Origin of the sequence: Bacillus safensis FO-36b (genome assembly GCF_000691165.1) — a bacterium.
Classification (GTDB): Bacteria; Bacillota; Bacilli; order Bacillales; family Bacillaceae; genus Bacillus; species Bacillus safensis.
In genome coordinates this window covers 205,435-230,496 of sequence record NZ_ASJD01000002.1, presented here as the reverse complement: position 1 = coordinate 230,496, position 25,062 = coordinate 205,435, and the positions used below count along the sequence as shown (strand labels likewise).

Sequence of the window (25,062 nt, the reverse complement as noted above, 5' to 3'; positions counted from 1 at the left end):
CTTTCTGTTGATTTAAACATGTCATGAAAATGAAACTTTTGAAAGTTGTATGTTACATAAATAATTCTTACAATAAAAAGTAGCACTCATTTTAAATATTTTATTTTTTGCGGATATTCAGCTTGAGCATGAAGCTGTACCGAGGTTTGCGCTTTTCTTAAAAGAACTAGTAAATGGGGGTACACAATTGAAAAGGGCAAGTATTGTGAGAGAGAAAAAATATTACGAGTTGGTAGAGGAACTTAAGAGTCGTACGAAAGATGTGACGTTTTCCGCTACAAAGGCATTAAGTCTGCTCATGCTGTTAAGCAGGTACTTGGTCAATTACACAACGGTAGAATCAGTCGACGAAATCGATGAAGACTGTGCTGAGATATACTTCAATTATTTAATGGATAATCATAAGAGACTTGGTATAAACTTAACCGACATCAAGAGGTCGATGCAGCTGCTCGGCGGCATACTAGATGTAGATGTCAATCACTACTTAAAAGATTTTTCACTGTCGAATGTCACACTTTGGATGAATCAGGAGAAATAAACCTGATGTCAAGCATCGATTTATTTGATAGAATAAGAGAAAATGCTTGACTTGGGCGGTGAACGATAATGAGCTCGGAGTGGATGGGAGCTGGATTAAAAGCGGTCGGTCTGTTTTTAATCCATCCTCTTTTTTATTTCATGATATTAATCAGCCTATTGCATGGCTACATCCGCGTAAAGCGGGAGAGAAAAGCGTTTCAAACAAGAATAGAAGATGTATACGATGAACTTAAATTTACATATTCAAAGGGATGGATTCTAGGGATTTGCCTATCCGTTATTTCAGTAGGCTTAGGGATTGCCCTCCCCCCTGGATTCATCGTGCTGATTGCAGCGATGACCATCGTTTTCTCTTTATTCTTTAAGGCGAGTGCGCTTTCGTCTGCATACACACTCGGTTTCAGTTTTATTGCGGCACTTGGACTGATGCATTTCCAAGTGAGTCATTCTTGGCTGCCGCAGCTCTCAATGATGAATGCATCAGCCGTTGTCATTCTGCTAGGACTTCTATTAATGACGGAGGGGATTCTAGCCTATCGAACGGCGCATTTACGTACATCGCCTGCTATGGTGATGAGTGCGAGAGGACTTTTAATTGGTCAGCAGCGGGCAAACCGTCTGTGGCTTTTACCGCTTGTTTTGCTGATGCCGGCAGGTGAATTCACTTCTTCTCTGCCATGGTGGCCGGTGCTTCAAGTACATGATCAAAGCTTTTCATTTATTTTGATTCCATATATCATCGGATTCGGTCAGAGAATTCAAGGCTCACTGCCAATTGTTAGTATTCAAATTACAGCGCGGCGTATTCTCATGCTCGGACTCGCTGTCGCCTTATTAGGGGCTGCAAGTATTTGGTTTGAACCGATTGCTTGGGGAGCTGTATTGATTGCGGTGATAGGAAGAGCCTTTCTCTCATGGAAACAGAGGGTCAATGACAATGCTGCCCCGTTCTACTTCTCTAAGCGTAATCAAGGGCTGATGGTGCTGGGGATTATTCCAAATACACCAGCGGCTGATTTAAAGCTTGAGATCGGAGAAGTCATCACAAAAGTGAATGGAATTGAAGTCAAAACCGTTTCGGAATTTTATGAAGCCCTTCAAACCAATCGTGCTCTAACAAAGCTCGAGATCATTGGCTTAAATGGTCAGACAAGATTTGAGAAACGTGCTTCTTACGAAGGGGAGCATCATCAGCTTGGCATCCTGTTTGTAAAGGATGATCCACAGCAAGAACCAACGGCAATTTCATCTTAAAAAAAGCTGCTAGAGATGGCAGCTTTTTTCTTTTGGGCGCGCTTCTTTCCCGTAGGATTCGCCCCATTCACGCATGGCGAAGATGATAGGCTTTAATGTATTTCCGAGAGAAGTGAGGGAATATTCGACACGAGGGGGGACCTCCTCATAGACTTCTCTATGGACAACGCCGTCTTGTTCAAGCTCACGCAATTGCAGTGTGAGGACACGCTGAGAAATTCTTGGCAGCAGCCGGCGCAATTCATTGTAGCGTTTTGGTCCGCAAGTCAAATGATAAAGGATCACTCCTTTCCATTTCCCTCCGATGACACTTGTCGTCACTGAAACGGGACAGCCATGATTGACAATACTGACTGGATTGGATGGTGCACTCATCTTAACACTCCTTTCTAAGACAAATTTGGTGATACACGAACAAGATGGTACCTAACGAACAAAAATGTGCGTACTTGAATCACTCGAAGCTTTTCTTATACCATAGGGATATCACATCACACATTCGGGCTGTTGTTTTTTTATCATAACAATTTCTATATGGGAATGGAAAGGAATTGGATTGATGAAACTAACGCCCTAATTGGTTAATAGAAAGGATGAATACAATGCAAGACAAAGAGCAATTAAAAAAAGAAATCATTGAGGCGTATGAGTTCCGCCATGCGACAAAAGAGTTTGATCCAACGAAAAAAATATCAGAGGATGATTTTGCATTTATTTTAGAAACAGGAAGACTTTCCCCAAGCTCTGTAGGATTTGAGCCTTGGAAGTTCCTCGTTGTTCAAAATGAAGCATTTAGAGAAAAATTAAAAGAGTATACATGGGGAGCGCAAAAGCAGCTTCCTACTGCCAGCCATTTTGTGATCATCTTGGCAAGAACAGACGCCCGTTATGATTCAGCATATGCAGAATACATCAACAAGCAAATCAAAGGAATGTCAGACGAAACGTTCGAGATGGTGAAGGGACGCTACCAAGAATTCCAAGAGAATGATCTTCATTTGTTAGAAAATGAACGTACGCTCTTTGACTGGGCTTCAAAACAAACGTATATTGCCCTTGGAAACATGATGACAGCTGCTGCACAAATTGGCATTGATTCATGCCCGGTCGAGGGATTCAGCTACGATGAGATTCATCGCATTCTAGATGAAGAAGGGCTGCTTGAGGATGGTCAGTATGATATTTCTGTCATGGCAGCCTTTGGTTATCGTGTCACCGAGCCAAAGCGCGGCAAAACGCGCCGTCCGATGGATGAAGTAGCTGTTTGGATTCGTTAAAAGAGAATGTCTGAAAAAGGATGTTGACAATTGCGTGGTTAGTCAGTATATTTAAAAAATAAAATCTTTGATGAATATACAAATTGACTATAAACGCTTTGACTTGAGAATAGTAGATGAACATCCGTTTTTTTAAGAGAGCTGCGGGTTGGTGCAACGCAGTAAAACGAATCATTGAACTCGCTCAAAGAGCGGTAAGACTGAATGAATAGTAAGTCTTTACGTGTGACCTCCGTTAACGGGTTTTAAGTTGGATTCAGCTATGGCTGAATCAATTAGAGTGGTAACGCGGTTGCAAGGTCAGTCGTCTCTTCAAGGAGATGACTGGCCTTTTTATATGTTTTTATCCTATATTTGTCTGAAGATTCAAATTTAAAGGAGCTATAGAAAATGGAAAAGGAACATGTGCAGTTAAAACGAACAATGACGTCAAGGCATATTATGATGCTCGCACTTGGTGGTGCAATAGGTGCTGGTCTGTTTAAAGGAAGCAGCTCCGCTATTGATATCGCAGGTCCTGCTGTCATTTTGGCATATATGATTGGTGGTCTTATTTTATTATTTATTATGCAAGGACTTGCCGAAATGACGGTTGCACGACCTGGCGCAAGAACATTCCGTGATTTAATTGAACCGGTGTTAGGGAAATATCCGGCTTATTTCTTAGACTGGATATACTGGAAAATGTGGGTGCTGAACATTGCAGCAGAAGCAATCGTATCTGCGATCTTTATTCAGTACTGGTTCCCACAGGTGCCGATTTGGATACTTGTGTTAATCATTTCACTTGTTGTGACATTGATCAATGTTTGTTCTGTTAAAATGTTTGCTGAGACGGAGTACTGGTTAGCTTCTATTAAAATTGCTGTCATTATTTTATTTATTATCATTGGGTTAACCATGCTGTTTGTCTCATTTGGTCAGCATGCTGCACCGGGATTATCCAACTTAACCGACCACGGAGGATTTTTCCCGAATGGAACAGGCGGCTTAATTGCGGCCATGCTTGTGGTGGTGTATTCATATGGCGGGACTGAAATGATCGGGGTCACATTAGCAGAAACAAAAAACCCTGAAAAAGTCATCCCAAAGGCCATTCAAAGTACATTTGTACGAATCATCGGTTTCTATGTACTGCCGTTCTTCATCATCGTCAGCTTGATTCCCTGGAATCAAGTAAACAATGAGCAAGTGAGTCCATTCGTCACCGTGTTTGCAACGATTGGCGTGCCATACGCAAGTGACATCATGAACGGTATCATTTTATTAGCGATCTTGTCTTCTATGAACTCTGGGCTGTACGCATCCTCAAGGGTACTTTATACGCAAGCGATGGATGGGCGTGTATGGAAGGGCTTCTCAAAGCTATCAAAACAGCAGGTGCCTGTCAGAGCGATCCTAGTGTGTACATCTACATTGTATGCCGCTGTGTTGATTTCTCTTTTTGTAGGAAGTCAAACCTTTAATTATTTAATGGGATCTTTAAGCTATACGGTCTTATTCATTTGGTTTATTATTGCTGTCGGGCATTTAAAATCTCGAAGTGTAGCAGAACCAGGAGGATATCGTGTGAAGCTGTATCCTTTCACAACATGGTTTTCTGTGATTGCGATCATTGCCATTTTCATCGGCGTTGTGTCAACAACTCCAATTGTCCAAACGATGGTCACAATGGGCATTTATCTGATTATTACTCTTTCTTTCTTCATCAACAGAAAGCGGTTTGAAACAGCTGTTTGATTTAAAAGCGTGCAGGACGTTCTCAAGAAGGTCTTGCACGCTTTTTTTGTGATAGTATTTCGTGAATGAAGCATTCAGCTCTCCCTTTTGAAAAATAGAATATGTGATGAAAAAGGGATTAAAAATAGTGGTTGTTAAGAAGACTGTTCAAATGTAGACAGCTGATTCTCATAGATAGTCTTCATCTCATTTGTTATTTGGTTGGCACGTCTTCAGTGAAAGGAGTATTTGGCAGCTGAATGATGGCTGTCGTACCAATGCCAGGCTCAGATTGAATGTCGAATGTTCCATGATGTTTTTTGATGATTTGATAGACAACGGCTAGTCCAAGGCCAGAGCCGCCATCCTTTCTTGTTCGTGCTTTATTTACACGATAAAATCGCTCAGAAACATGTGGAAGATCTTCTTTTGGAATACCGCTGCCTTCGTCGGTCACTTTCAATTCAGCAACACCTTGGTGAACTTGTAATTCAATCGATATTGATTTCCCAGATGGCGTGTAATGAATGGCATTGTCCAGTAAATTACGTATCACTTGTTGGAGACGGTCGCTATCACCATAAACAATACAATCCTCTTCTAGCGTTCGTTTGAAAATAATGCTTTTTTTGTCAGCGATGAATGCCATTTGATCAAGAACATCGTGGATGAGCTGTGCAAAGACGACTGGCTCCATCGTAAGTGGATAAGAGTCACCTTCTAACTGTGCAAGATCTAAAAGGTCGTGCACAAGCCGGCTTAAACGTGTGGCCTCATCTTGGATGATTTGCATCCCCTTTTTTTGATCAATGACCCCTTCTTCAATTCCTTCTGCATAGCCTTTCATATAACTTAAAGGCGTTCTAAGTTCGTGAGAGACATTCGCAAGAAATTCCCTGCGGTGCTGCTCAACTTTTTCGAGGGTTGAAGACAGTTTATTAAAGGAGCGGCTAAGCTGGTTTAACTCGTCTCCTTTTTTAGTTACGGCCATTCGTTTTGAGAAATCGCCAGATTCCATTTCCATTGCAATTTCTTTCATTTTATTTATTGTCTGTACAATGTGATTGGAGCTCTTATATCCGATTAAAAATATCAGGAGCAGAATCAATGAGATGGATATACCCAGCGTCAATCTAATTTGGACAAAGGGTTCATATACATCTGATAATGGCATGGAGAGGAAAATAGTTCCCGATAGATCATCATTGCTTGAGAAAACAGGGATGGCGATGCCAAGAATATCTTGGTGAAACTGTGGGTGTTCTCTAATTAACACGACGGTTTCACCTTGAAGGAGCTTTTGGCGTTCCTTGAACGTAATGAGATTATCATTTGTGTTCGTATCAAAAGGAAGACCACTTGAAAGCTCCATTGGATCATCTGTAAAAATAACGTTCGCCTGACTTGAGTCATTTGCCCATTTCATTCTGTCGGTAAAATACTTGTCTTTCCCGTGTGTGTGATAGATTTCTGCAAGCTTCTTACCTTGCAAACTTAAGGAATCAATCTGTTTATCAATATATAAGTGCTGGTATAAGTAAAAGGTAAGGGCAAGCGCTGAGGCTGCAACGATTCCGATCACTGCAAGAATTAAGAAGAGTACTTTCTTTTTAATCGATAATGGCTTCATTCTTCCTCCTCAAACTTATAGCCGACACCCCAAACGGTTTTAATATATCGTTCTGCTTCCTTTAACTTTAGTCGCAGCGTTTTGATATGTGTATCGACTGTTCTTAAAGAGCCGCTCATTGAATGTGATTCCCACAATTTTTGATAAAGGTGTTCTCGTGAAAACACTTGTCCTTGGTTGAGCAAAAGAAACATGAGTAAATCAAATTCTCTTCTTGTTAAATTAACGGGCTGTTGATGGAGGTAAACTTGTCTGCCATCTTGATCAATCTCCATGTCACCAATCTGTATTCGGCTGCGCTTTAGCGAAAGACCTCTAATTCGTCTCAGGGTTGTTTCAATTCTTGCTGCAAGCTCACGCAGACTGAAAGGCTTCATGATGTAGTCATCCGCTCCAATTTCAAGTCCTCTAATTCGGTCCTCTTCATAACTCCTCGCTGTTAAAAATAAAATCGGTATTTGAGATGTTTGTCGAATACGCTGACAGACTTCAAATCCATCCATGTCAGGCATCATGATATCTAATACAACAAGATCAACAGATTCCTTTTCAAGCTGATGCAAGGCATCTTTTCCATTATTCGCAGTGATAATGTGAAAGCCATGTCTCTTTAAAAAAGATCCGATTAACTCAAGCATATCAAGCTCATCATCTACGATTAAAATACGCATTTGTTCCTTCATTTCTTTTCCTCCAACACGATAGCGTAAGGTCCTGATGGGACATTCAGTTGATTTTTCATGATAAATGAGTGTTTATCGATGATGGATACTGAATTGTCATCCAAGTTACTCACATAAATTGATGACGTATCAGCAGTGATATAATTCGGATTTTGACCAGTTTCAACAGAAGCAAGCTGTTTATTTGTTTTGGTATCTACTTTGTATAGCGTATGATCTCCATGACATAGTACATATAAAGTAGAAGAATTTTTCTCTGGAAAAAATGCAACAGGCATAACGCCTAGCTTTATTTCTCGCTGTTTCTTGCCTGTTTTAGGGTCATAAGCAAAAATACTCTTATTTAAGGTGCCTTGTTTACCATGACCGCCGATCCAAATGGACTGTCCATCAAAATGAATCCCAGAAGGCCGTTCAAGTACAGAAAACGTACGTATATTTTTTTCCTTTTCAATATCTATGACGGAGACAGTATGACTTTCTGCATTTAAAACAAATAAAATACCTGACGAAGAAAGAGTCATAGAAGAAGGTAATTTTCCAGTTTTTACAGTCGATTTTATTTTTTTGCGCTCCGTATCAATAAAATAAACGACATTTTTCTGTGAGTTGGCAGCGATTAATGTATGAGAAGCTGCATCATATGTAAGGGAAGTCAGTCCTTTATCCACATTCATATAATCTGTTGCTGTCCCGTGTTTTAGATTAATTTCGATAAGGGATTCTCCCTCTTTACTAGTAGCGATGATGACGTCTTTATTGATTTGAATAAGATCAGTGAGTGGGTGTTTTAAATCCACAGAAGAGAGCATTTTATTTTTTTGTATATCAACTATTGAAAAGGAGGCTTTTTTTAATTGAGAGATGACAGCGATGGATTGAGAGCTGCCTGGCGGCGTAAATTGCTGTTCTTTTCCACAGCCTGTAACGAATAAAAGTAGAGCTGATAAACAGATCAAAACATATTTCACACGTACCATTCTTCCGCTCCTTTGCGTTCTCTATTTTCAAAATCATACCACAAAAATTGTGAAAAAAAATTGAAGTTATCTATGCTGAAAGAATGAAAAAAAGCTTTTAGGTAAGTGAGGGAGACCATTTGTACCTGAAGTTCCTTTTTTGTCTGGATCATATGCCATTTTTTCTTTCTTAAAAGATGATTTTCAGGATTTGATGGATGCACTCGCTATAGTTTACAGTGATACAAATGACGAAAACTCCCCGCTCTAAAGAAACATAGAGCAAGGGAGTCATTAGGCGGAATGTTCGGATGATGGGGAGGTGGATTTGGTTCTTACACGTTGAGATAAAAAGAAACCAAGAATGCCTGCACCCATTAATACAATAAATAAAGATTGAAAACCACTCATGATCCCAATCAATGTAGACGAAATGATACTGCCAAAATATCGAAAGGTAGAGAAAATGCCAGATGCTGAACCAGATAAGCTTTGATCAACAGACGTTAAAGAAGCCATCTGCATACTGGTCATCCCAATACCTGATGAAATTCCACCTGCGACAAGTGTCACGATAAGCAGTGGTAAGGTAGGGAACTGACTGAGTGTGATTAACATGATTCCTGATAAAGTGAGACAGAGAAATGAAAAGCCAATCATTTTTTTCGCGCCTTTTTTCGGATGGAGTCTTGCCCCTAACAAGCCGCTAATAGACATGCAAAGAGAAAATACTGATAGAATAATACCGCTTTGTGTATGAGAAAGTGCAAGTTGTTGTTCCATAAACAGCGGCATAATTAGAAGAATGGCATACATCACAAAATTACTCAGCATGATCGACAGGTTTGCATTTGTAAATGAACTGTTTTTAAAAAGCGACAAATCGATGATCGGATTCTTTACTTTTCGTACATGTTTAAAGAATAAAGGAATGACGATCAACGCTAGAATTCCATAGATCAAGTATTCATTTAGCAATTGGCTTTTAGTGCATAGAATGAGTGTGGCAATCCCGATGGTTAAGTATATTGAACCAGTGATGTCTACATTTGCTTGTAAGCGTGTATGCTTTGTTTTCGGAATGAGTAATACGCCGGTAACAAGTGTAAGGAACAAGAATGGGATATTGACAAAGAATATAGAGTGCCAATCAAAACTCTGAATAAGAATCGAACCAATAAAAGGTCCAAGTGCGGCACCAATACCGGCTCCAAATCCAAAATACCCCATTGTTTTAGACAGTTTTTCGGGGGATACTGTTGCACGAATCAATGCAATGCTATTCGGTGTTAAAATAGCACCGCCAGCTGCTTGAATGGAACGAAAAGTGATGAGAAAAGCTAGATTAGGAGCTAAAGCACATCCAATTGAGCCAATTAAAAAGAGCATGACCCCAATTAAATACATTCGCCTGTGTCCGTATATATCTCCTAACTTACCAGCGATAGGTTGAGTGACTGCCATGACAATAAGATAAATTGTGACAACCCAAGTGATGTTTGCAAGAGATTGATCATAATAAGTTGATATGGATGATAGAGCGACAGCGATCATCGTTGAATTGACGGGAACTAGTATAGCTCCAAGCAACAAAGAATAGATGACGAAACTCTCTTTTTTTAACCTCAATGTGTATACCACCTTTTGTAAAAAAGAAGAATTCCACCCTTTAAGCGGGAGAAATTCCTCTCATGAAAATGTGTGTGCATATTTCAATAAAATCTTCTTTTTGTGTGAGAACGAGTTGAAAATCTTGCTCTAGCTGCTGAATGAAAAATCCGAAATACGTACTAATGAAGATGTCTGCATAAATGTCTTCATTTCCTTTTAATACATGATGCTCGGCACCCATCTTTTTGAAATATTGTATGAGCATTTCTCTCAGTTCTTGAGGGTAAATCTTTTCATGACTGGTTAAATCCTTAAACATAGCCGGTTCTCGCATGCTGATATAAATAAATTCTTTTTTGGAAGTCAAATCTTCAAGGAAATAGGTACCGAGAAACTTCAAATCGGTGTATAAATCGCCTTTGAATTCTGCTTCTAGGATTTTTGTCGGTGTTGATTTCATTTTCATAATGGCAGCAATGACGCCGCGTTTGTTTTTAAAGTTGCGAAAAATAGTTGCTTCACTCACATTCGCTTTTGTCGCTATTTCTTTGGTTGTTGTTTTTTGATAGCCCTTTTCAGTTAATAAATCCATTGTTGCGCGAATGATTCGTTGATTTGTAGATTTTAACAAGCATACTCACCTCAGGTTATGAATGTGTTTGCAACAAAGTAAGTATACCGATAAAACCTATGACCGCCAATATCATCCAAAATGATAAGTTTATACACGCGAATGCTGCTTTAAAATCTGAATGCGTCCATTGCTGCCATCTACTGTCACAAGGTCACCGGATTGAAGTGTTTCAGTTGCTATTCTTGTACCTAAGACAGCTGGCATCATATACTCTCTTGCGATAATAGCTGAATGAGATAAAATGCCTCCAGCATCGGTGATGACTGCTTTTGCATCTCTAAATAAGCTCGTCCATAAAGGTGTGGTCGTTTTACAAACTAAAATATCATCCTTTTGAAATTGTGAGAATTCGTCAGCACATGTAATGACTTTTACTCTTCCAGAAACAATACCGCTGGATGCGCCAATTCCATGGATCACATCGTGTGTGTTGTTTTCATTTTCTCTTAATGAACCAAGCATTCTTTCTACTTGCTGCAGTTCAGCTTCAGTTGGTGTGCCAATGTAAGCCGGTGGTTGAATGTCTTCATTTTCCTTCATTTCTATCTTTCTTTGCTGGATAACCGAATTAAATGAGATAGACGTTGTGAGCGCTTTTTGTACCTCTTCATCGTAGAGATACCAAAGATCTTCTTGATGAGGAATGGCTCCTTTTTGTACAAGAAGTTCACCAATTTTTAATAGATATACCCGGGCCTTTGCATCTAACATGGCATCAATGTAGAAGTGGTGGTCATCTCGGATATTCGCTGCTTGAAGGGCAAATTGATACAGCGTCTCAAATTTTGTTTTAAACGATTCATCCTTCACTTGATTCATAAAATGTTTATACGTCTCTTGTCTTTTGATAACTGCTTTTGCAAATTCTTCATCAAAATCACAATGGCAATGGATATTATTTCTGATGATATCTAATATAAACTCTGGGTTTTCTGCCCAAGTCTCATCTGTAAGGTCATGACTTTTAATAGATCGCCAGCCGTAAACTTGGAGAAAACCCTCCAATTTCGAAATGAAATGCCTTCCTTTTTCCGAGTGATTGAGCGCATGTAACAGCTCCGAGTTCTTTTCATGATGAATAAATGCTTGGTGAAGTTCTGGATCTTGAAGGACATCCTTTGCGATATCAGATAGCACCTTGTCTGTTTCAAGAGATTTGTTCATCACACCTATCATCATTTCATGAAGCAAGACGACTTGGGTTTGGTCACCAGTATACGTGACAAGCATGTCTTCAATGATGGCTGATAGAATGACTTGTGGTATGACGATATCAAAATGATCATCATATGCTTGGATATAAAAATCCTTTAATTCTTCAAAGCCAATGATGGCTTTTTCAATGGTCATAGGTTCATTCATTTGGCGATCGAGTTTTTCGTAAAATGGAAAGAAATTTTTCTCTAGAATCTCATACATCCGTTCACTTAAATGTGGAAATAACTCAAATATACTTTCATCAAAAACGGGTGCAGCTCCCTCTTCCGCTTGTGGCAGATCCGGTGCTGAGTATAGGTGGCCTCTGTAAAGCTTAATATCTTTGATGTTCATATCAGGTACTTGATACTTTTCTCCATTTTTCTTCATCCCGCTTTTTAAGGCTGGTATGATCAGACTTGAGAAAAGAGGGCTCGTTGGACCAGGCATATGATCATCCATTGAAATCCAGAAATCCTGAAGCTCTTCTGGTTTCATTTGTAAAGAAGCACCTGCTGTTTCATTTACTGCTTTTGGAAGAGCTGTAGTAATCGGCCTTGCTTGAAGTAAATAAAACGACCCACCTGCAATTCCAAATTCGATATCGACTCCATGTCCGTAAAGTTCTTCTACTTGTTTCGTGATTTGTGTGATTTCTTTCAATTGATCATCGTTCAGGCAAAACTGGCCAGCCATTTCCTCCGATACTGGCTCCTCGATGACACCCTCTTGGAAAGGAACAATTTGCAGCTCTTTCGCCCCAAGTGTTTTTTCAATCGAAAAGTTCTCTTTATCTACAATAAACGTGTCTGGTGTCACAAGACCGGAGACAATTGCTTCTCCCAATCCGTAGCTTGCGGTCAGCATCATTTCATTTGTTTTCCCCGATACGGGATTCTCACTAAAGATGACACCGGAGACGTCAGAATGGATCAATCCTTGAACGACAACGGCCATGAGCGGCATCTCTTCCTCGTTTTCATTCATCTCTTCCTTATATTCTGTGACCCTCGCTGCAAAATAAGAAGACCAGCATTCTTTGACTGCCTGTAAAAACTCTTCATTTGTTTTGATATTTAAATAGGTCTCGTACTGTCCTGCAAATGAGGCGCCTTCGAGATCTTCAGCAACAGAAGAGGATCTGACTGCAACTGAGGGGTAAGTCTTCCGCAAGGATTGAAAGGACGAAAGCAGCTCTGCTTCCATTTGTAAAGGAAACGATGCTTCTTTGATTTTTTGAGAAAGGTTTTGTTCTGCTGGCTGCAGATTGTGATATGAAAGAAAGCTTGCAAAGCTGTTGGTTTTGATAATAAATCCATCTGGGACTGGCAGGCCGTGATTGTTTAATTTGATTAAATTCAGGCCTTTTGCCCCTGCGAGTGATGCGGATTCTTCAGCCGCATGAAATAAAACTGAATACATGGGAATGCCCCCTTATCCAAATAGCCAATGGTTTGTATGTCTCTCTATTTTTCAAAATGATAGTGCGCACTATCATTTTAATCATAGAATTGATTGGATGTTATTGTCAAAGACGGAAAGACCTATCTTTACAAAGGGGACAATCTCACTAATTTCCTTCTTCTTCTACAACAAAAGTCTCCGAACATGAAGAAAAAAGGCGAAATTGAAAACTGTGAATTGTTCAATATGCCAATCTTTACTATAATCAAGGAAGTAGACCATGAAGAGGGAGGGTTTTTGTGATTACAAAAGCCATATTTGCACTAGTTTTTCCTTTCCTGCTCGTTATTTTATTTTCAAAGGTTACTTACAATCATTACGTGGGCATTGCGTTAACAGCAGCGCTTTTATTTGCTTCGTACATGAAGGGATATACAGAAACCTACTTTATTGTGGGATTAGATATTATTTCTTTAGTAGCTGGGGCTTTGTTTATGGCTAAGAAAGAAATCGAAAAAAGAGAGAAAGCTGAAAAAAATCAATGATGTCATCGCCATCAAGAGCATGATGGCTGAAAAATGACATGTTTTAAACAAGAGCTGTGCTTACGATTTCTAGTAAGCGCAGCTTTCTTTTTCTGCTCATCGAATATCTCACTCCAAAATGTTCCATACTGAAAGGAAGGTTTTCTTAAGAGGGTTATTTGCCATGGGAGAGAGGGTATGACTGTATTGGAAATAAAAATCAAGTAAGAGCCGAACTTTAGTTCGTATTTTTGTGTTCTTTTATGATAATATATTCATTAGATAGATTTCGTAAACGAAACGGAGGCTTTGATGTGAGTGACCGCTTTGAATTAGTTTCTAACTATCAGCCCCAAGGAGATCAGCCAAAGGCGATTGAAAAGCTTGTTGAGGGGATCCATCAGGGGAAACAGCATCAAACGCTGTTAGGTGCTACAGGTACGGGAAAGACCTTTACTGTCTCCAACCTGATCAAAGAAGTGAACAAACCGACACTTGTCATTGCGCATAATAAGACACTTGCCGGTCAGTTATACAGCGAATTCAAGGAATTTTTCCCTAATAACGCTGTTGAATATTTTGTGAGTTACTATGATTATTATCAGCCAGAGGCATATGTGCCTCAGACCGATACATTTATTGAGAAGGATGCCAGCATCAATGATGAGATTGATAAGCTGAGACACTCGGCTACGTCCTCGTTATTTGAGAGAAGAGATGTCATCATCATTGCCAGTGTGTCCTGTATTTATGGCTTAGGTTCGCCAGAGGAATACAGAGAGCTTGTGCTGTCTTTGCGTACTGAAATGGAGATTGAACGCAATCAGCTTCTTCGTAAGCTGGTGGATATTCAGTATTCTCGTAATGATATAGATTTTCAGCGCGGAACCTTCCGAGTCCGAGGAGACGTCGTTGAGATTTTTCCTGCTTCACGAGATGAGCATTGTATCAGAGTGGAGTTTTTCGGTGATGAAATTGAACGTATTCGTGAAGTGGATGCGCTGACTGGAGAAATACTTGGTGATCGTGATCATGTGGCGATTTTCCCAGCATCTCACTTCGTCACAAGAGAAGAAAAAATGGAAAAAGCAATTATCAATATTGAACAAGAGCTAGAAGAACAGCTTGAAAAGCTTCGTGAAAATGGAAAATTGCTTGAAGCGCAGCGCCTTGAGCAGCGGACAAGATATGACCTTGAGATGATGAGAGAGATGGGCTTTTGTTCAGGAATTGAGAACTATTCAAGACATCTGACCTTGCGTCCTCCTGGTTCAACACCTTACACACTGCTTGATTATTTCCCAGATGATTTTATGATTGTTGTCGATGAGTCGCATGTGACGATTCCGCAAATCCGCGCCATGTACAACGGGGACCAAGCTAGAAAGCAAGTGTTGGTTGATCACGGATTCCGCCTGCCATCAGCACTTGATAACAGACCGCTCACCTTTGATGAGTTTGAAAAGCATATCAATCATATTGTGCATGTATCAGCAACGCCTGGTCCATACGAGCTTGAGAAAACACCAGAGGTTGTGGAACAAATTATCCGTCCAACAGGATTACTTGATCCAATTATTGAAGTTCGTCCGATTGAAGGACAAATTGATGACTTAATTGGAGAAATTCATGCACGAGTTGAGAAAAATGAGCGTGTGCTCGTGACAACACTGACGAAGAAAATGTCTGAGGATCTCACAGATTACTTAAAAGAAATCGGAATCAAGGTGAATTACCTGCATTCAGAGATTAAGACCCTTGAGCGGATTGAGATTATCCGTGATCTGCGTCTCGGTAAATATGATGTGCTTGTTGGAATCAACCTTCTTCGTGAAGGACTGGATATTCCAGAAGTGTCGCTCGTGGCCATTTTAGATGCGGATAAAGAAGGCTTTTTACGCTCTGAAAGATCCCTCATCCAGACGATTGGCCGTGCAGCGAGAAATGCAGAAGGCCGGGTCATTATGTATGCAGACAATATGACGAAATCGATGGACATTGCGATTCAAGAAACGAAGCGAAGACGAGAACAGCAAGAAGCATATAACGAGAAATTCGGGATTACACCGCAAACGATCCATAAGAAAATTCGAGATGTCATTAAGGCGACAAAGATACATGAGGATTCAGAAGAATATGAAACAAAAGCAGCACCAAAACTTTCGAAAATGAGCAAAAAAGAACGAGAAAAAGTGATCGAAAAAGTCGAGATGGAAATGAAAGATGCAGCAAAAGCGCTTGATTTTGAAAAAGCAGCAGAATTAAGAGATCTACTGCTAGAGCTAAAAGCGGAAGGATGATTGCCTGATGGCTATGGAACGAATAGAGGTGAAAGGTGCTAGAGCCCACAACCTTAAAAATATTGATGTCAATATCCCGCGTGACCAGCTAGTGGTCATTACGGGATTATCTGGTTCAGGAAAATCGTCGCTTGCCTTTGATACGATTTATGCAGAAGGTCAGCGCAGGTACGTTGAATCTCTTTCAGCGTATGCACGCCAATTTCTTGGGCAGATGGATAAACCGGATGTAGATGCCATTGAAGGTCTTTCTCCGGCGATTAGTATTGACCAGAAAACGACGAGCCGAAACCCTAGATCAACAGTTGGTACTGTTACTGAAATTTATGATTACTTGCGTCTTTTGTATGCTCGAGTCGGAAAACCTATTTGTCCTATACATGGGATTGAAATTACGTCACAAACGATTGAGCAGATGACAGATCGTATTTTAGAGTATCCTGAAAGAACGAAATTACAAGTGCTTGCGCCAGTTGTATCCGGCCGCAAAGGAACACATGTGAAAGTGCTTGATCAAATTCGGAAGCAGGGCTATGTACGAGTGAGAGTCGATGGAGAGATGGAAGACCTTTCAGAAGATATCGAGCTTGAAAAGAACAAGAAGCATTCCATTGAAGTAGTCATTGATCGAATTGTCGTGAAGGAAGGCGTTGCTGCTCGGCTGTCTGACTCCCTTGAAACGGCTCTGCGGCTGGGCGAAGGCCGAGTGATGATTGATGTGATTGGACAAGAAGAGCTGTTATTCAGCGAACATCATGCTTGTCCGCATTGCGGGTTCTCTATTGGTGAGCTTGAGCCGAGAATGTTTTCATTTAATAGTCCTTTTGGTGCCTGCCCGAGCTGTGATGGGCTCGGTTCAAAACTGGAAGTCGACCCTGAGCTTGTCATTCCTAATAAGGATCTGACTTTACGGCAGCATGCCATTGCACCATGGGAGCCGCAAAGCTCGCAATACTATCCGCAGCTTCTTGAGGCTGTTTGTACACATTATGGCATCGACATGGACATTCCAGTGAAAGATATCCCATCGCATTTATTTGATAAAATTTTATATGGAAGCGGATCTGAACGGATTTATTTTAAATATGAAAATGATTTTGGTCAGGTACGTGAAAATGAAATTGAGTTTGAAGGCGTTCTTCGTAATATTGAACGGCGTTATAAGGAAACCAGCTCTGATTATATTCGTGAACAAATGGAAAAATATATGGCCAATCAGCCATGTCCGACATGTAAAGGATATCGTCTGAAAAAAGAAACGCTGGCGGTTCTCATCAATGGCAAGCATATCGGAGAAATCACCGATTTGTCTGTCTCTGATGCCCTTGATTTCTATGAAAAAATTGAGTTGTCTGAGAAAGATTTGCAGATTGCCCAGCTCATTTTACGTGAAATCAAAGAGCGTTTGTCCTTCTTAAATAATGTGGGATTAGATTATCTGAATTTGAGCCGGTCCGCTGGCACACTATCAGGCGGAGAGGCGCAGCGGATTCGCCTGGCGACTCAAATCGGGTCAAGGCTGACAGGTGTTCTTTATATATTAGATGAACCATCCATTGGTCTGCATCAACGCGATAATGACCGGTTGATCGGGACGTTGAAAAACATGCGCGACATCGGGAACACACTAATTGTCGTGGAGCATGATGAAGATACTATGCTAGCCGCTGATTATTTAATAGATATTGGACCTGGAGCAGGAGTTCATGGGGGAGAAGTGATTTCAGCTGGAACGCCAGAAGAAGTCATGAAGGACCCGAAATCCTTAACAGGACAATATTTATCTGGTGAGAAATTTATCCCGCTGCCAATTGAGAGAAGAAAGCCTGACGGCCGCTATATTGAGATAAAAGGTGCAAAAGAAAACAACCTGAAAAACGTGAATGCGAAGTTTCCTCTTGGCGTTTTTACAGCTGTGACCGGAGTATCCGGCTCAGGGAAAAGTACGCTTGTGAATGAAATTCTATTAAAATCACTTTCGCAAAAATTGCACAGAGCGAAAGCGAAGCCAGGGCAGCACAAAGAAATTAAAGGAATGGATCATTTAGATAAGGTCATTGATATTGATCAATCTCCAATTGGCCGTACACCAAGATCCAACCCTGCCACGTATACAGGTGTCTTTGATGATGTGCGGGATGTGTTTGCACAAACCAACGAAGCAAAGGTACGAGGCTATAAAAAAGGCAGATTCAGCTTTAACGTCAAAGGCGGCCGCTGTGAGGCGTGCCGCGGGGATGGCATCATTAAAATTGAAATGCACTTTTTGCCAGATGTGTATGTGCCTTGTGAAGTGTGTCACGGGAAACGTTATAACCGCGAAACACTCGAGGTCACATATAAAGGAAAAAACATTGCTGATGTGCTTGAAATGACCGTGGAGGATGCACTCCAATTTTTCGAGAATATCCCGAAAATTAAGCGGAAGCTTCAAACGATTTATGATGTGGGGCTAGGATACATTACACTTGGACAGCCTGCAACGACATTGTCCGGAGGAGAGGCGCAGCGCGTGAAATTGGCATCTGAGCTTCACCGCCGTTCAAACGGAAGGTCTCTTTATATTTTGGACGAGCCGACAACAGGTTTGCATGTGGATGATATTGCCCGTTTATTAAAAGTGCTTCAGCGTTTGGTTGAAAATGGAGATACGGTGTTGGTCATTGAGCACAACCTTGATATTATCAAGGCTGCTGATTACCTTGTTGATCTCGGACCAGAAGGCGGTGCAGGCGGCGGAACGATCATTGCCTCTGGCACTCCTGAGCACATTGCAAAAGAAGAAGCATCTTACACAGGAAAATACTTGAAGCCTATTTTAGAGCGTGACCGTAAACGCATGAAACAACTGGTTAAAGAAACGGAAAGTGTAACTTCTTCATAAAGAAAACCCCTCGATAAGAGGGGTTTTCTTTTATTGCACATCTTCCTTCGGCATTAAATTACTGAGGTGCGTTAAATCCTTTAAAATATGGGTGCTGCTGCTGTCGAGCAGTACCTTTAAATAACGGATATCACCATACTTTGGATGAGACGGATGAATGGTCTCAAGCTCCTTGATCATATCGCTGTTCATGCTTTTTTGTTTCTGTATAAGGTCTAAAAGCGTTTGAGCCGTGTGGTTTGAATTATGATGATCTGTCAAAATAATTACCCCCTATAATGATAATCACCATCTTTTCAACATATTTTAAAGGGTAATCTGTGAAGAATCTACTCTTAGGTGCAAAAAGAAATAATTTGTGTCTAAGGTCATATGTAAATCGAATGATTTTGAAACTTTTTATACGCAATAAACGTATGAGTTAGAAAGGAATTTTCGTTATGAAGGAGCGAATATATATGAATAGAGATCAGTCGATTATTGCTTCTATTTGTTATTTTAGTGTATTGTTTATGCCGTTTATCGTACCGATCGTGGCGTTTTTTGTAGTAGATCAAAAGGAAACGAAGCGGCACGCATTGCGGGCATTATGGTCACATCTTTTGCCGGTCGCAGCGTGCATTCTGTTGATTTTTGGGTCTATTCCATTTTTATTGACGACCCAGGCAGGTGACTCGCTCATTCCAGTCATGACGGTGTTCATCTTGTCTTTTTTAGTAGTCATTGGCTTTTTGATCTCTGTCATTTGGAATATCATTCAAGGGATTAAAGTACTTCAATCCATCAAATCTTAGGGGGGCTTTGTATGAATGAAAAAGAACGAATTTTAAAATTAGTAGAAGACGGAGTATTATCAGCAAAAGAAGCAATTACGCTGCTGGAAAAACTAGAAGAAGGTCAGTCAGTCTCATTAGAAAAGTCTACGGCTGATCACAGCTTTCATGAAGAAAAAGCTGGAGCAGAGAGCAAAGGAAATGGTACCGAAAATCTTGGTGCAAAGCTGTTTGGCTGGTTAGATTCTGCGGTGAAAAAGGTAAAAGACGTGGATCTTGATTTGAACTTTGGACAGTCAGTTGATGTTGAGCACATTTTTCAGTTCAAAGATGCATCGCTTTCTCATTTAGATATTCAATTGGCGAACGGTAGTCTCAACGTGATGCCTTGGGACGATCGAGATATTCGAGCTGAGTGCCATGCGAAAATCTACCGTGCAGAGGATGGAGAGCAGGCAAGACAGCAATTTCTCAATCAATTGGACTGCGGGCTTGAAGGAGATAAATTTTTTATTCGAACCGAAAAGAAGACGATGAAAGTCAATGTTACATTATACGTACCGCGTATCCAATACGATAAGATTAAGGTCAAGCTGTTTAATGGACCGATTCGCGGGGAAAAGCTAAAGACAAAAGAACTTGCCGCGAAAACGACAAATGGGGTTGTCTCTTTTGCTTCGTTACAAGCAGAAAAAGTCGGAATTGAAACAGCAAACGGACAAATCAAACTGGCAGATCATGAGTGTGGTATGATTGAAGTAGAAACCATCAATGGGCTCATAGACCTGCGCGGGAAAAGTGAATCAATTGATGCCCAAAGCTTTAATGGAAATATTGCTGTTCAGCTGTCAGATGAAAAGTGCCGTTCCATCTATGCGAAAACGACAACAGGCAGTGTGGACGTTCAAATCCCGCGTGCTTGTGCAGTGACCGCTGAGCTGAAAAGCAATCTCGGGTCTATCTCTCACGATTTACTTGATGCAGAGATGATTAAAGAGAAAAATGAAACATTACAAAAAGAGAAAATGATCAAAGCCAATCAACAAGCGGTGCACAGTATATCCATTTTTGCAGAAACAAAAACAGGCTCAATACAAGTAAAGCACCAATCAGACAAGGAGTGATTCTACATGAAGAAGCTTTATCGTTCAGCAACAGATAAAAAAATAGCGGGTGTTGTTGGTGGACTTGCGGAATATTTAAGTGTGGATGCATCCCTGCTTCGCATTTTAACCGTCATCATCGGATTTTTGACAGCATTTATGCCGATCTTCCTGATCTACTTCATCTGGTATTTTGTTGTTCCGGAAGAAGGCACTAAATAAATGCTTAGATGGATCGTCAGTATTTTAGTAAATGCATTACTTTTAATCGTCATTGCTGGATATTTTGATTCGGGCATTCTGCCTGGGCTCGGGAGCGTGTATATTGAAGGTTTTGGCGCAGCCATTGTGGCAAGTATCATTTTGTCTTTGCTCAATATTTTAGTGAAGCCGTTTTTGATCATTTTAACGCTTCCAGTGACCGTTCTTTCACTAGGATTGTTCTTATTTGTCATCAATGCGATTACACTCATGATGACATCGAGCTTTATGGGAGATAGCTTTAACATTGATGGATTCGGAACGGCCATTTGGATGGCTGTCATTTTATCCATTTTCCATCTGTTGATACAAAAAGGAATTGTAGAGCCGTTAGCGAAAAAAAGCTAACGGTTTTTTTGTGCAAATTTGCATCGTTTCTCCGTTCCATCTGACATAAAAACGACCTTCAGGAGACACAATATCCGAAGGGAGGCGGTGCAAGATGGTGAACGTGAGCAGACAAATCATGCTTTTATGTTTTTTTATCATTCTTTTTTGTTTCAGTCAGCCTGCTTCAGCAGGACCTTTTCTTCAAACAGAAGTGAATGTACCGGACAAGCCTTTTTCGCCTTTTATCTTTGACCAATTTCATGTGGACGTCCGCCCGGTTCTAGGAAAAAGCCATGATCTACAGTTTCGTGCGTCCATTAGTGACCAAGAACAGATTTTGTCTGCGAACTTGTATTATAAACAAAGTGATGAACTGGGGTATCGCTTGATTCCAATGGAACGGCTGCCAGGGATGAAGCCAGAATTTACAGCGAAAATTCCGCCAGATCAATTATGGAATCCAACCGTTCGTTACTATACAGAGTTCCTTACGCAAAAATCAGTCATCAAAACGGCTGAGAAATCGGTTCATTTAAATGGATTTGAAGAAGATCTTTCACATATTCCGGATTTATTCATCACAGAAATTGTCGTCAATTCAAAAAACCGAAAAGGCAAAGATGCTTTTGAGTTTATTGAAGTGTATAACACGACACATGCGCCTATCTCTCTTAAACATTATCAGCTCCGCTACCGCAATCCTGCACAGGGAAGTGAAATGGATGATGTATATTCCTTTCACACAAATCCAGTCACCATTTCACCTGGAAAACCTTATGTATTCTGGCTGAGAAAAAAAGGGCAGGAGCATTTAACGGCAGCGGACTTTAATGCCATGTACAAAAGCCAATTAAAAGAGGGCGAGCATCTATCCATTATCGAGAGCAAAGGGCTGTCCAACTCAAAATCTCGTCTTGTTTCGATCACAACAAATATAGGTGAAGAGATTTCTTCTGCCGCATTTCGTTTGAAGCCATCATGGTTTAGCGAGCATAAATCCTTGCTGTTTAAGTATCCAATGGATGGTACTACGCAGACGAAGCTGATTTCGAAAATTGAGGAAGAACCCACTCCAGGTAAAGTGCTAAAAGCACAAATTCCATCTGAAAAAAAGGAAATTTCTCAAGATATCCATAAACCTGTGATTGAAGATATGACGGTAAGGAAACCGGTGAAACCCACTGAAAGTGTAGAGATTAAAGCAGATGTCCAAGATGATCAGGCCGTAAAAACCGTCAAGCTGCGCTATCGAACGAATCGAAAAGATCCGTTTAAGGAAATCCTGCTGCAAAAAGACCATAATGACCGGCTATTTCATCATATTATTTATTCACCTGAGTTGATTGGGAAAGAACAATTGGAATATCAGCTTGAAGCGTCAGACGGCGAAAATGAAGCCAAGACGTTGAAAAAAACGATTGATGTGGAGCAGGTCAGTAAAGCCCACGGTCTGCGATTCAATGTAGAAGAGGGAGATACGGTATCAGGTTTATTTTCATTAAAGGCAACGTCTGATCAGAAAAAAAGCATCGAATTACGGATAGATGGAAAACGGAATCAGCAAGTATCCTCTGCCCTTGAAGCAGATCCATATATCGCATTTGATGTCAAAGGAACAAATTTATATTTTAAAAATGGTGTGTATATAGGTAGGCGTTTACTTTCTATTTTTGATGATTCGACAAAAGTGTACCGTACCTATACAATGCCAATACCCGAAGAAGAGATAAAAAAGGCAGGTCTCCAAACGATCTCTTTTCACGCTGGTACAAAGTCTTCTCCGGTGGACCGGCTGCCTGGAGAGAATCATGATGATTTTGAATTGAAAAACGTCAGGATGATTTTATCAAATGGAACACAAATTCCGCCAATCAATGCGAAGCCGCTAAAAGAATGGAGAATGGGAGACAGCGGGAACGCAAAAAAGGTGAGAACGTTTCAATTTGAGATTCCAAAAGAGGCGTATGTCTCAACCTATATAAAGTGGGACACAAAAAGGCTGAAAGAAGGGCCGCACCTGATTGAGGCCAAAACCTCAGACGAGTACGCTTCAGTACGTGTGAAAGTTGATAACACTGGGCCGAGAATTAAGACCAACGTACAAGCAAAGGATCAATATAAAGGCGCCTTTACATTAAAAGCAAAAGTAACGGATCGCTGGAGTGACATAGAGGAGTTGAAGGCATATGTAGATGGCAAACCAGTTTCTTTGCCATATCAGACGTCCTCTAGTGAATTAAAGCCTGGAAAGCACACGTTTACAATTAAAGCAAAAGACGCTGCCGGGAACATGTCGACGTTGAAAAAAGAGTTCAAGACGGTACATGAGCATCCTGAAACACCAGAGCGGGTGGCAGATAAGACGAAAATGAAATCATCAAAACAAACTGTGCTAACCAAGGATCCAACGAATGATAAGTTAGATTACTCTTTTTATCGTGCCTATCAATATACATCGCTGCATCCTTCAATGAAGATTTTTAAGTATGCAGCAGAGACAGAACCGCCTAAGAGTTATCTCCAAAAAGGAGAAATGATTTTTTCTGATCAAGAAAGGAACCGCATTGCATTTGTTGATGGGAAGTCAGTTGAAACGAAGGATTTACAGCGCTTTCCTTATCATCGTTTTCAAATTAAGGTTCATCATGATGTACGTGAAAAGGATGTCGTCGAAGCTGTATGGAAAGGGAGTTCCTTGTCAGGGAGAAAGGTGACAATGTACGCGTGGAATCACCAGCAGGAAAAGTGGGATAAAATCACTCATCACTTTGCCAAGGATCAAAAGGAATTTTACCTGAAAGGGCTGCTGTCAGTGAGACAGTACATGAAGAATCAAACGTTTGATTTGCTAGTACAGGATGAAATCAGCAAATCGCAAAAGCCATATAAGATGATATGGATGTCTGATACTCAATATTATGCAAAGAGCTATCCTCATATCTTTAAACAAATGGTCGAATGGATCAGAGATCAAAGGGAAAAATTAAACATTCAATATGTGTTCCATACAGGCGATATTGTGGATGATTCAAAGGATAAGCAATGGCACCGTGCTGATACGTTTATGCGTGTATTAGATGAGAATCACATTCCCTATGGTGTTTTAGCAGGAAATCATGATGTTAGACACAAGGATGGTTTATATGCGGAATACGGAAAATATTTCGGGGAAAAACGCTTTGCGGATAAGCCTTACTATGGTGAATCCTATCGAAACAATAAAGGTCATTATGATCTCATCTCTGCCGGCGGCAATGATTATATGATGGTGTACATGGGCTGGGGGATTAAGCAAGATGAAATTGATTGGTTAAACCGTGTCATTTCTGAGCATCCAGATCGTATCGTCATTTTAAATTTCCATGAGTATTTGTTAGTGAGCGGCAACCGAAGCCCGATTGGCGACCTCATCTTCCACCAAGTGGTGAAACGTCATCCTAATATTGTGGCCGTATTTAGCGGCCATTATCATGGAGCAAGCAGGAAAGTAGATGAGCTTGATGATGACCATGATGGAAAAGTAGACAGGAAAGTATATCAAATACTCGCCGATTATCAGTCAGGACCTGAAGGTGGTCAAGGGTTTATGAGGGTGATAACAGCCGATCAAGAAAAAAATCAGCTTCACTTTACGACATACTCACCTTACTTGAATCAAGAGCATTTTTATGATCCTAAAACGTATGGAGATCAAGATGAATTTTCAATCGATGTGGATTTGACACCGAAAATGAAATCTGTCAAAACCAATTATTTTGAACTCAATGTGTATACGAATGTTCTTCTAGGAGAGGCTCGAGGCATAAAAAGCGGCAAAAAAGCGAGCTTTGAGTGGAAGGGCTTAAAGCCAAATGAAGATTATTATTGGTACACTGTAGCAAAAGATCGTTTTCAAGGAAAAGCCATTTCTCCAATATGGAAAATTCATACAAAAGATGATGACGAAATAAAATTTCTTAGGAAATAAAAAAACAGT

Annotated in this window: 20 protein-coding genes and 1 other annotated feature; of the genes, 12 read left to right on the top strand and 8 right to left on the bottom strand. The window is 40.5% G+C overall.

Annotation, left to right across the window (positions count from 1 at the left end; genetic code table 11):
* Positions 1-187: 187 nt before the first annotated feature.
* Together BA81_RS05615 and BA81_RS05610 are read left to right on the top strand one after the other, a co-directional pair.
* Entirely contained in the window at positions 188-541 is a 354-nt protein-coding gene (locus BA81_RS05615; protein WP_007500014.1) for a swarming motility protein SwrAA, read from the top strand.
* Positions 542-609: 68 nt separating this feature from the next.
* Positions 610-1,797, top strand: a complete 1,188-nt coding sequence (locus BA81_RS05610) for a PDZ domain-containing protein (RefSeq protein WP_024426241.1) — start codon at positions 610-612, stop codon at positions 1,795-1,797.
* Between the two features lie 9 nt (positions 1,798-1,806).
* On the opposite strand, the gene BA81_RS05605 is transcribed toward BA81_RS05610, so the two are convergent.
* The gene (locus tag BA81_RS05605) at positions 1,807-2,172 is read right to left on the bottom strand and encodes a winged helix-turn-helix transcriptional regulator (protein WP_024423595.1); all 366 of its coding nucleotides are present in this window, start codon (positions 2,170-2,172) and stop codon (positions 1,807-1,809) included.
* 227 nt (positions 2,173-2,399) lie between these two features.
* Here BA81_RS05605 and BA81_RS05600 point away from each other — a divergent pair, with 227 nt between their 5' ends.
* The gene (locus tag BA81_RS05600; protein ID WP_034281073.1) at positions 2,400-3,074 is read left to right on the top strand and encodes an NAD(P)H-dependent oxidoreductase; all 675 of its coding nucleotides are present in this window, start codon (positions 2,400-2,402) and stop codon (positions 3,072-3,074) included.
* 89 nt (positions 3,075-3,163) lie between these two features.
* Positions 3,164-3,389 (top strand) — a binding site (T-box leader).
* Between the two features lie 75 nt (positions 3,390-3,464).
* The gene (locus tag BA81_RS05595) at positions 3,465-4,814 is read left to right on the top strand and encodes an amino acid permease (protein ID WP_034281072.1); all 1,350 of its coding nucleotides are present in this window, start codon (positions 3,465-3,467) and stop codon (positions 4,812-4,814) included.
* 193 nt (positions 4,815-5,007) lie between these two features.
* Here BA81_RS05595 and BA81_RS05590 read toward each other — a convergent pair whose 3' ends face one another.
* The 6 genes from BA81_RS05590 to BA81_RS05560 all read right to left on the bottom strand — a co-directional run bounded on the left by BA81_RS05590 (position 5,008) and on the right by BA81_RS05560 (position 12,929).
* Complete coding sequence (locus tag BA81_RS05590; RefSeq protein WP_034281071.1) at positions 5,008-6,423, bottom strand: HAMP domain-containing sensor histidine kinase; 1,416 nt, start codon at positions 6,421-6,423, stop codon at positions 5,008-5,010.
* Positions 6,420-7,106 (bottom strand): response regulator transcription factor, encoded by a 687-nt coding sequence (locus BA81_RS05585; RefSeq protein WP_034281069.1) that lies wholly within the window; start codon positions 7,104-7,106, stop codon positions 6,420-6,422. Before BA81_RS05585 ends, BA81_RS05590 begins: the two co-directional genes overlap by 4 nt.
* The gene (locus BA81_RS05580) at positions 7,103-8,086 is read right to left on the bottom strand and encodes a YncE family protein (RefSeq protein WP_034281067.1); all 984 of its coding nucleotides are present in this window, start codon (positions 8,084-8,086) and stop codon (positions 7,103-7,105) included. The genes BA81_RS05585 and BA81_RS05580 overlap by 4 nt, the downstream gene beginning before the upstream one ends.
* Before the next feature lie 273 nt (positions 8,087-8,359).
* Entirely contained in the window at positions 8,360-9,694 is a 1,335-nt protein-coding gene (locus BA81_RS05570; RefSeq protein ID WP_034281064.1) for an MFS transporter, read from the bottom strand.
* Between the two features lie 40 nt (positions 9,695-9,734).
* Positions 9,735-10,307, bottom strand: a complete 573-nt coding sequence (locus tag BA81_RS05565; RefSeq protein WP_034281062.1) for a TetR/AcrR family transcriptional regulator — start codon at positions 10,305-10,307, stop codon at positions 9,735-9,737.
* A 90-nt stretch (positions 10,308-10,397) separates the two neighbouring features.
* Positions 10,398-12,929, bottom strand: coding sequence for a PEP/pyruvate-binding domain-containing protein (locus BA81_RS05560; RefSeq protein WP_034281061.1), 2,532 nt, complete (start codon positions 12,927-12,929; stop codon positions 10,398-10,400).
* Positions 12,930-13,210: 281 nt separating this feature from the next.
* Here BA81_RS05560 and BA81_RS05550 point away from each other — a divergent pair, with 281 nt between their 5' ends.
* The 3 genes from BA81_RS05550 to uvrA all read left to right on the top strand — a co-directional run bounded on the left by BA81_RS05550 (position 13,211) and on the right by uvrA (position 18,619).
* Positions 13,211-13,456, top strand: a complete 246-nt coding sequence (locus BA81_RS05550) for a CsbA family protein (protein WP_034281059.1) — start codon at positions 13,211-13,213, stop codon at positions 13,454-13,456.
* Positions 13,457-13,749: 293 nt separating this feature from the next.
* Entirely contained in the window at positions 13,750-15,735 is a 1,986-nt protein-coding gene (uvrB, locus tag BA81_RS05545; protein WP_024423583.1) for an excinuclease ABC subunit UvrB, read from the top strand.
* 7 nt (positions 15,736-15,742) lie between these two features.
* On the top strand, positions 15,743-18,619 hold the full coding sequence (gene uvrA, locus BA81_RS05540; RefSeq protein ID WP_025093988.1) for an excinuclease ABC subunit UvrA: 2,877 nt from the start codon (positions 15,743-15,745) through the stop codon (positions 18,617-18,619).
* A 30-nt stretch (positions 18,620-18,649) separates the two neighbouring features.
* Here uvrA and BA81_RS05535 read toward each other — a convergent pair whose 3' ends face one another.
* Complete coding sequence (locus BA81_RS05535; RefSeq protein WP_034281058.1) at positions 18,650-18,880, bottom strand: hypothetical protein; 231 nt, start codon at positions 18,878-18,880, stop codon at positions 18,650-18,652.
* Positions 18,881-19,077: 197 nt separating this feature from the next.
* Here BA81_RS05535 and BA81_RS05530 point away from each other — a divergent pair, with 197 nt between their 5' ends.
* The 5 genes from BA81_RS05530 to BA81_RS05510 all read left to right on the top strand — a co-directional run bounded on the left by BA81_RS05530 (position 19,078) and on the right by BA81_RS05510 (position 25,053).
* Positions 19,078-19,413 carry a hypothetical protein gene (locus BA81_RS05530; protein WP_024427655.1) on the top strand — a complete coding sequence of 112 codons (336 nt, stop codon included), beginning with the start codon at positions 19,078-19,080 and terminating at the stop codon, positions 19,411-19,413.
* Between the two features lie 11 nt (positions 19,414-19,424).
* Positions 19,425-20,516, top strand: a complete 1,092-nt coding sequence (locus tag BA81_RS05525; protein WP_034281057.1) for a DUF4097 family beta strand repeat-containing protein — start codon at positions 19,425-19,427, stop codon at positions 20,514-20,516.
* Between the two features lie 6 nt (positions 20,517-20,522).
* Positions 20,523-20,717 (top strand): PspC domain-containing protein, encoded by a 195-nt coding sequence (locus tag BA81_RS05520; RefSeq protein WP_024423578.1) that lies wholly within the window; start codon positions 20,523-20,525, stop codon positions 20,715-20,717.
* The gene (locus tag BA81_RS05515) at positions 20,718-21,104 is read left to right on the top strand and encodes a phage holin family protein (RefSeq protein WP_024423577.1); all 387 of its coding nucleotides are present in this window, start codon (positions 20,718-20,720) and stop codon (positions 21,102-21,104) included. It begins immediately after the preceding gene.
* A 94-nt stretch (positions 21,105-21,198) separates the two neighbouring features.
* Entirely contained in the window at positions 21,199-25,053 is a 3,855-nt protein-coding gene (locus BA81_RS05510) for a lamin tail domain-containing metallophosphoesterase family protein (protein ID WP_034281055.1), read from the top strand.
* Positions 25,054-25,062 lie beyond the last annotated feature (9 nt).

Bases quoted from the DNA above. Each gene is read 5' to 3' on its own strand.
- BA81_RS05610 (WP_024426241.1), top strand. From the start codon at position 610: ATGAGCTCGGAGTGGATGGGAGCTGGATTAAAAGCGGTCGGTCTGTTT.
- BA81_RS05605 (WP_024423595.1), bottom strand. From the start codon at position 2,172: ATGAGTGCACCATCCAATCCAGTCAGTATTGTCAATCATGGCTGTCCC.
- BA81_RS05600 (WP_034281073.1), top strand. From the start codon at position 2,400: ATGCAAGACAAAGAGCAATTAAAAAAAGAAATCATTGAGGCGTATGAG.
- BA81_RS05595 (WP_034281072.1), top strand. From the start codon at position 3,465: ATGGAAAAGGAACATGTGCAGTTAAAACGAACAATGACGTCAAGGCAT.
- BA81_RS05590 (WP_034281071.1), bottom strand. From the start codon at position 6,423: ATGAAGCCATTATCGATTAAAAAGAAAGTACTCTTCTTAATTCTTGCA.
- BA81_RS05585 (WP_034281069.1), bottom strand. From the start codon at position 7,106: ATGAAGGAACAAATGCGTATTTTAATCGTAGATGATGAGCTTGATATG.
- BA81_RS05580 (WP_034281067.1), bottom strand. From the start codon at position 8,086: ATGGTACGTGTGAAATATGTTTTGATCTGTTTATCAGCTCTACTTTTA.
- BA81_RS05560 (WP_034281061.1), bottom strand. From the start codon at position 12,929: ATGTATTCAGTTTTATTTCATGCGGCTGAAGAATCCGCATCACTCGCA.
- uvrA (WP_025093988.1), top strand. From the start codon at position 15,743: ATGGCTATGGAACGAATAGAGGTGAAAGGTGCTAGAGCCCACAACCTT.
- BA81_RS05530 (WP_024427655.1), top strand. From the start codon at position 19,078: ATGAATAGAGATCAGTCGATTATTGCTTCTATTTGTTATTTTAGTGTA.
- BA81_RS05525 (WP_034281057.1), top strand. From the start codon at position 19,425: ATGAATGAAAAAGAACGAATTTTAAAATTAGTAGAAGACGGAGTATTA.
- BA81_RS05520 (WP_024423578.1), top strand. From the start codon at position 20,523: ATGAAGAAGCTTTATCGTTCAGCAACAGATAAAAAAATAGCGGGTGTT.
- BA81_RS05515 (WP_024423577.1), top strand. From the start codon at position 20,718: ATGCTTAGATGGATCGTCAGTATTTTAGTAAATGCATTACTTTTAATC.
- BA81_RS05510 (WP_034281055.1), top strand. From the start codon at position 21,199: ATGGTGAACGTGAGCAGACAAATCATGCTTTTATGTTTTTTTATCATT.